The organism is Candidatus Eisenbacteria bacterium, from assembly GCA_035712145.1.
In the GTDB taxonomy this organism is placed as follows: domain Bacteria; phylum Eisenbacteria; class RBG-16-71-46; order RBG-16-71-46; family RBG-16-71-46; genus DASTBI01.
Map to the genome: position 1 here is coordinate 1 of DASTBI010000093.1, position 5244 is coordinate 5244.

General features: G+C 65.3%; 4 protein-coding genes. All 4 read right to left on the reverse strand.

What is annotated here, in order from left to right; translation table 11 throughout:
- Positions 1 to 149 precede the first annotated feature (149 nt).
- A complete protein-coding gene (locus VFQ05_05680; GenBank protein HET9326244.1) occupies positions 150 to 1934 on the reverse strand; it encodes a tetratricopeptide repeat protein in 1785 nt (594 codons plus the stop codon).
- Between the two features lie 365 nt (positions 1935 to 2299).
- Positions 2300 to 2932 (reverse strand): hypothetical protein, encoded by a 633-nt coding sequence (locus VFQ05_05685; protein ID HET9326245.1) that lies wholly within the window; start codon positions 2930 to 2932, stop codon positions 2300 to 2302.
- 362 nt (positions 2933 to 3294) lie between these two features.
- The gene (locus VFQ05_05690) at positions 3295 to 4155 is read right to left on the reverse strand and encodes a hypothetical protein (GenBank protein ID HET9326246.1); all 861 of its coding nucleotides are present in this window, start codon (positions 4153 to 4155) and stop codon (positions 3295 to 3297) included.
- An 87-nt stretch (positions 4156 to 4242) separates the two neighbouring features.
- The gene (locus VFQ05_05695) at positions 4243 to 5145 is read right to left on the reverse strand and encodes a HAMP domain-containing sensor histidine kinase (protein HET9326247.1); all 903 of its coding nucleotides are present in this window, start codon (positions 5143 to 5145) and stop codon (positions 4243 to 4245) included.
- Positions 5146 to 5244 lie beyond the last annotated feature (99 nt).

Below are 5244 nucleotides of genomic sequence, written 5' to 3' on the forward strand. Positions count from 1 at the left end.
GCAAAGCAAGACGGTGGAGACGACTAGCGATCGCTCGCCCGGCCTAGCCAGCACCCACGCGAAACGGGACGACGGGTCCCGTTTCGCGCACCCTCCTGTGCCCGCGAATGCCCGCGCGTTCTGAGCCCGAGTTTTGTCACATTACGCAACTACTCCTTCACAAAGCGCAACTCCGATGACGCCGTGGCCCCGGCCACCAAGTCGCGCACCTCGATCCGCAGGTCGTACGTGCCGCTCTTGATCGAGCGCATCGGGACGGTCACGAACTGCCGACGCCGTACTCCGTCGTTCACTTCCTCGCGCGACGCCTCGAACGCCACCGGGGTTTCACCCTTTCGTCGCCGGCCGTCCTTCTCGTGTCTCACGGAGTAGGTGTACGCGAAGCGAGCGCGGCCGTCGGCGTCGGGCGTCAGTCCGTCGATTTCGAAGTAGACAGTGAGTGGCCGCGATCCGCGGACGTGTCTGTCCATGTCGGGCTCGATCCGCACAGCGCCGGGGGTCAGCGAGGCCCCGTCCGCGCCGCACGTCATGACAACGTCGCTCAGCGCCAGACCGGTGTCGGGCGGCGGCACGCTGGCTGCCAAGCGCACGATCCCCCGTCGTCCGCCGGAGCCGCTCACCGTGAGGTCCACGCGGTAGTCGCCGGCCGGAGCGGGGACGGTGAAGTCGGCCACCTGGTGCCCGGTGGGATCGCAAGCCGACGTCGCGAGCGGCGCGGATCCACGCGTGATCACGCGGCCATCGGATGAGACCACTGCCCAAGCCCCAAGTAGAGAATCGGTGGGCTCACCGGCAGTGACCACGTGGGCGACCAGGAACGCGCCGTCGGCGGAGGGGAAGCGGGCGATGTGGCCCCATGCAGGGATGGGTCGCGACCCCGGCGCCATCGCGCGGTACACGCCAAGGCCCTCGCCTAGCGACACCAGATCCGGGCGTGCGTCGATCAGGGCCGGCTGCGGCCGTGGGTCGGGATCGGAATCGACCGAGTGGGGAAGCTGGAACGACTGGGTGAGCGAGCGATCCCAGAGCTCGGCGCGAATGCCCAGCTCCGGGTACCACCACACCTGAACGTTGTACGGGAAGAACATCGGTTCAGGAAAGTAGTTTTTGGCCTGGGCTGGCAGCGTGTAATTCCGGTTGTACCAGTAAGCAAGAGGGCTCGAGACCGGGTTGATTTCTACAGCGCGCGGCGGACCGTAGCGAACGAAAAGCTCGGTGCGTATATCCCACCGCAAACCATTCGCATCCCGAAACAACAGGAGCGCCAGACCCAGGCGAGTCTCGTAGTCCAGCTCGGCCTCGTTCTCGGGCGTGGTCATGTCCGGGTCGTTCACTTCCCATCGCGCATCGCCGTCGGCGCCCGCCACTTCGATGTCGTGCTCTCCGTCATGTCCATCCCGCGACCAAATGGGGTTGCGGAAACGCCCGGCCAGCTGCTCGGGCAGCCGTTCTCGTGCGGCCCGAAACACGCTATCGGCCCGGCCTAAAGCGCCGGCGCGATACATGGCGCAAGCAAGGGCGATGATCGGTTCCCACGCTTGCGGGTCTACGGCACACCCGCGAATTGCGGCCGCCGCGGCGCGCCCGACCTGACCGCGCGCCACCTCCAGGGCCGCTAGTCGCCCCCAGGCCTCCGCTCGCTCGGGCGCAAGCTCGGTCGCGCGGGCCAGGTTCTGTCGAGCCCGTGAGAGCGACACGTCTTCGAACGAGCTGAGCCACTCCCACGTCCAGGCGTAACCGAGCGCGAGGTAGGCCTCCGGGTCATCAGGGGCAACGCGCTGCGCACGTTCGTAGCAGGAACGGCCCCGTTGTCGCTGCCCCGTTTCCAGGCATAAGCGTCCCAAGTCGAGCAACGTCTGGAGCCGATTGGGATCGAGTAGAGAGGCCCGCTCGAGCTCGGCCATGGCCTGTCGCCGGGCGTCAATCGTGCCCATGGCCAAGCACTCGAGGGCATGACGGTGGAGCGCCTCCGCCTCGGCCACCCTGTCGCTCCGGGAGGCGCGTGCGAACTCCGTCGTGGCCAGGAGCGTAGCGGCACTCAGGAGGGCCGCGGTGATCCTTCGTCGGTTCGGCCGAAACAATCGGGCTCCGTGCGCCTGCGAGCACCGGCGCTTCGCCGGTGCTGTACGTTTCGTCAGGGAGCTGAGCTTATCCCCGTCACGCGCCCACTCCAAGGAATGGATCGGCCGCACGAACGTAACCGCGAAAGATGTACGAGGCGCGAGCTGCGGTGATCGAATAGTTCGTCGGCGAGTGACTCCCTTCGTGCCTTTGAAGCAACACCGTTCGCCGGTCTTGCCTACGCCTTTGCCTTCGGCTGAACGGAGAGGACCAGCGTCTCGGCAAACTTGACGACGATGGTCTGGCCGACACTGAGGCGTTCGAACACGGCGGGATCCTCGACGCGCGCGGTGACGGTGTTCCCCTCGGGCCCCTTCACCGTAATACTCTGATTCGCACGGTCCAGCGCGTCGATGGTGGTCACGACTCGGACCGCTCGCCCGATTCCCGCCGCCGGCGGCGCTTCTGCCGTGCCTCGCTCGCCCGCGGTCACCGCGACCAGTGGCGCGCTCTTCTCCTCCGCGGTCGGCTCGCGCAGCTCGGCAACCGCCGCGACCTTGTATTCCGCATGGATCTTGTCGCCGGGCTTGATTTCGGCGAGGCGCTGCACCTGGTCTCCGACCTCGTACTCGCCCACATTGCCCTGAGGACCCTTGAGCGTGATGAGCCGCTTTTCCGCGTCCACGGCTTCGACCGAGAACGCGACGTGAATGGCCGCCGCTTCTCCACGGGCAACAGGGCCTGTTTCTACCGGAGCCGCACTCGGAGCCGCGCTCTCCGTGGACGCCGTGTTCTCGTTGGAGGTCTTGGAGCAGGATGCCAATGCCAGGCCGAGGAGGGCCACCGACAGCACGTGATACAGGGTCTTCATGAAGGGATCCTTTCCAAGAGGAGACTCTGGGCGAGTTCACGCAGGGGGTCTCGCCCAACGGGCGACAGACTAGCGGGTTATCTGGCGATGTCGAGTAGACATCGGGGTGGCCAGGCGCAGCGCATCGTCCAGATTCGGTAATCGGAACGAGGAGGTTCCCCTGCGCGGCGCGATCGTACGCTGATAGGGCTTCACCTGCCCGCATCCGAACTGTAGGTCGCAGGTGGAGACTCTCATGGCTGCAGATCCACTGGTCACCGCATGCGGCCCATCGCTGTGAATCCGCACGGCTGAGGTCTGGTCACCGTATCGATCGGGGTGCCCCAGGGAAGGCTCGGGCCGTGGGGCGCGACGGCGCGCCTTCACTCCTGGGTGGGCGGTTGCAGCTCAGACTGCAGCAGGACGGGATTGGACTCGATGACGTCCCATTGCAGCGTCGTCATCAACCGTCCGCTGGTCGCCTCGCGCTCGACAAGAGCATATGGCTGGATCAACGTTCCGGTCCTTCGCCAATCCTCGTAGTAGCTGAGCGATGCGACGACGGGGCCCCTCGCATGGATTGGCATCGCCTTCCTCAGAGCCACGATGAGGTGGGTCTTTGTATCGAAGTAGTATTCCTTCACCCATCCATCCGCGAGGGTGACGCGCAAATGGAAGGTCTCCCGGGCCCTGACCGAGTCCACACCGAGGAGGACGACCCGATGGCCCTTCGCCCGATAGTCGACGAACGACTCATCGAACTCGGCGCCTCTTCGGCCCGCGTCCGCAGCGGCGCCGGAATCGCGCTTGAAAGACTTTGCCTGGAAGTCGTACTCCCAGGTCGAGCCATCGAAGCCTTCCGAGTACTCGAACCCCGGCGCGTGAACGTTGACGCGGCGCTGGGCGGGTCGCGCCCAGGCGATGTCGGTCGTGGCGCGGAGCGTGCCCTCGGTGTAGATGCCTCGCATGCGGCGACTCTTGACGGCCTTCAGCGCTTCATAGCCCCCGATGGCGGCGTAGTACATGCTGATCACATGGTCAACGGACTGGATTCGCGCAGGCGCCACGATCCTCAGCTCGAGCGCAAGTCGTGCCGCGATCTTGTCGGCATCGAGCGCCGAAGTGATCGGCGGGGTTCGCACGGGGGCGATGCCAGCCGCGCTGGGTCCGAACACCAGCGAGCTCAGGCACAGCGCGACAATCCCTGCCGCCCAGAGGCTAAGCCTCCTGGGGATCGTTCTCATGTCACGACCTCGTGCCATCGAATGAGGACGTGGGCACTGGATGACTGGCCCGGTGCCTGAAGGCGGGCAACGAAGACTGCCCGGACATCAGACTTCGGCCGGGACGCCGGCGGCCAACGGGAGCACCACGGTGAAGACACAGCCTTTCCCGGGAAGGCTGCGCACCGAGATCCTACCGCCGTTGACCTCGACGGCCTGGCGGCTGATCGCCAGACCCAACCCCAGCCCCGCACGGTTCGCTCCCCGCTGCTGGAATGGCTGGAAAATCGCTTCCTCCGTCCCCGGCAGCAAGCCGCCACACTCGTCCTCGACCTCGATCGAGACGTGATCTCCTGCGGAGCGGGTTCTGAGACACACATGGCTCGAAGGCCGGGTGAACTTGAACGCGTTCTGCAGTAGGTTGGAAATCGCGGAGGCAAGGAGGTGTCGATCGACGTCGACAAGCAGGTTCTTGTCCACACGCCCGACACTGAATTGGAGGCCGTGGCTCGCCGCGTCCATCGAGGCGTCGATCTCCATCTCCTCGATGAGGTCCGCCAGACGGAGCCGCTCTTTGTGATGTACACCCGCGTCTAGCCGAACCTCCGACACCGAGCGGTCGATGAGATCGCGTAAGCTGCGAAGGCTTCGCTCGAGCACATCGATGGTGCTCCCGCTCACGCCGACCTTGCCACTCTTCACCACCTGAAATGCCAGCAAAGCGGCGTTGAGGTGACTGCGAAGCTCGTGCGCAAAGAAACCCTGACGGGTGACCCGGGCTCCTGACATGTCCAAGTCCCGCCGTCGCGCGTACTCGGTCACGGCGCTGGCAATCGCGTTGTCGAGGCACCGATTCAGCGTGTGGAAGTCCTCGGTGGCAACGGGGACGCGAAGGTCCAACGCGAGTTCGGTGATCGCCTGGCAGATGTCGCCGTAGTCATGAACGACCTGGGCGATCGAGTATCCCTGCTCGAGCAAATCACCACCGTGTAGGGTGGCACTCACTCCCATCTCCGACCCATCCGGAATGGATTGAGCGGCTTCCTGTTCCAGGATCCTGATCAGTTGGTTCAGAAAGAGCGGGACACCATTCGCGAGCTCGTCGCTCGT